This window comes from Mesotoga sp. B105.6.4, from assembly GCF_002896535.1.
GTDB lineage: Bacteria > Thermotogota > Thermotogae > Petrotogales > Kosmotogaceae > Mesotoga.
The window spans coordinates 1-1456 of the sequence record NZ_JWIM01000138.1 but is presented as its reverse complement, the minus strand read 5'-3'; the positions used below and the strand labels follow the sequence as shown (position 1 = coordinate 1456).

Sequence of the window (1456 nt, the reverse complement as noted above, 5' to 3'; positions counted from 1 at the left end):
AAATGGAGTCCCTATTTTTGACAAATTTACGAATAGCAGAGGCGAAAAACAAGAATGCATAGAAAGTCAAATCTGATTTGAAGGATTATCTACTTGGCAGATGAAAGAAAGTGCCCTCAACACTTCCTCTAAACTTGATATCGAATCATTTCAGTATTTCGCTCTGAATGTTACTAACTCTTCTTCGGTCTCCCTATTGGTCTTCTTGTAAGTGAGACACCGAGCTCCTTCTCAAGATCGGCTACAAGATTCTCGGCAAACAAAGGCTTTCCAGAAAACGTATTTCCCCTGATTCTACTGAGAAAATCATCTTCATCCGGAAAGCCAAGAAACTCTCTCCAGCCTTCTGGATTCCAGTTGAGATCGAAATCCTTCAACGAAGAAAGTTGAATGTTCTTGCCGGAAGCTATTGAAACCTTAGAAGATAGAGCGTTGCCTTCAGAGACTTTCTCATCTGTCGTGATAGATCGGGGACGAACTTGCTCTTCACCTATGTCCACAGATTTACTGCCAGCATCTCTAGAAGAGCTATCGCTTTCATCGGAAACGTCTACCATCACACTCATACCAACGTGTTCCCTAGCGCTCGACCATTCATACTCCCAGGGAAAGTGAACCATCTTGGCCCGAACGGGATTCCTTTCAACATACTTGAGTGCCTCCAGGGCGTGATCGCGATGCAGGGGACATGAGTAGAAGCGCGCCTGCCAGAGATGGCCGGCTCTCCGGTTCTTCTTGTTGAAGTAGCTTGAGTACCGCATATTGGTGTACTTGAAGGTCATTGCAAGTGAATCGTTTCTAAGGGGAGCCGCTAAGAAATGCACGTGATTGGTCATAAGACAGTAAGCGTAGATCTTCATTTCATACTTTCTCGAATACTCACTGACGAACTCAATGTACTTCTTCCTGTCGGCAGAATCCTCAAATATGCTCTGCCTATAATTACCTCTTTGAGTAATGTGATGAACAACACCTTCGAATACGACCCGAGCTGACCTCGGCATCATCATCACCTCGAACCATAAAAATGAAAGAATCAATCGAGCAAACCCAGATTCTAACGCCTGGCTCAGATCCTGTCGTCCCGTAGTGCTTTAATACGGGATCTCGCTCACATTCAACACAAATTATATCAAAAATGGAGTCTGTCCCGTTTTTCGCGGCTGTGAAATGCGGTTCACCGCTGACCGTTCAAGATCATGAACCTGTCATTCGTCAAGACCCAGCACAGATTGTGACCAAGATCAAGTCTGGATGACGAAGTGAGTGGTTCTGATAGACAGCTTCTGTATGCTCCCGTTATTTGGGTCTAGGTCTTGTTTTTTTCTCCTGCCCAACCACCAACCTCTATCTGCAACCTCGGTCGAGTGTTCGTTCCACTTTATCATTCGGCTTGACAGAACTCACCCAAAACTATAAAATATTTATACTATATGGTAATCACTGTCAAGTCACG

Annotated in this window: 1 protein-coding gene; it reads right to left on the bottom strand. The window is 44.6% G+C overall.

Translation table 11 applies throughout. The features are described 5' to 3' along the window. Window positions 1-173: 173 nt before the first annotated feature. Window positions 174-1010: a transposase gene (locus tag RJ60_RS16415; protein ID WP_258006378.1), complete on the bottom strand. Its 837-nt coding sequence runs from the start codon at window positions 1008-1010 to the stop codon at window positions 174-176. Window positions 1011-1456: the final 446 nt, after the last annotated feature.

Coding starts and splice junctions, on each gene's coding strand:
- RJ60_RS16415 (WP_258006378.1), bottom strand. CDS start 1,010: ATGATGATGCCGAGGTCAGCTCGGGTCGTATTCGAAGGTGTTGTTCAT.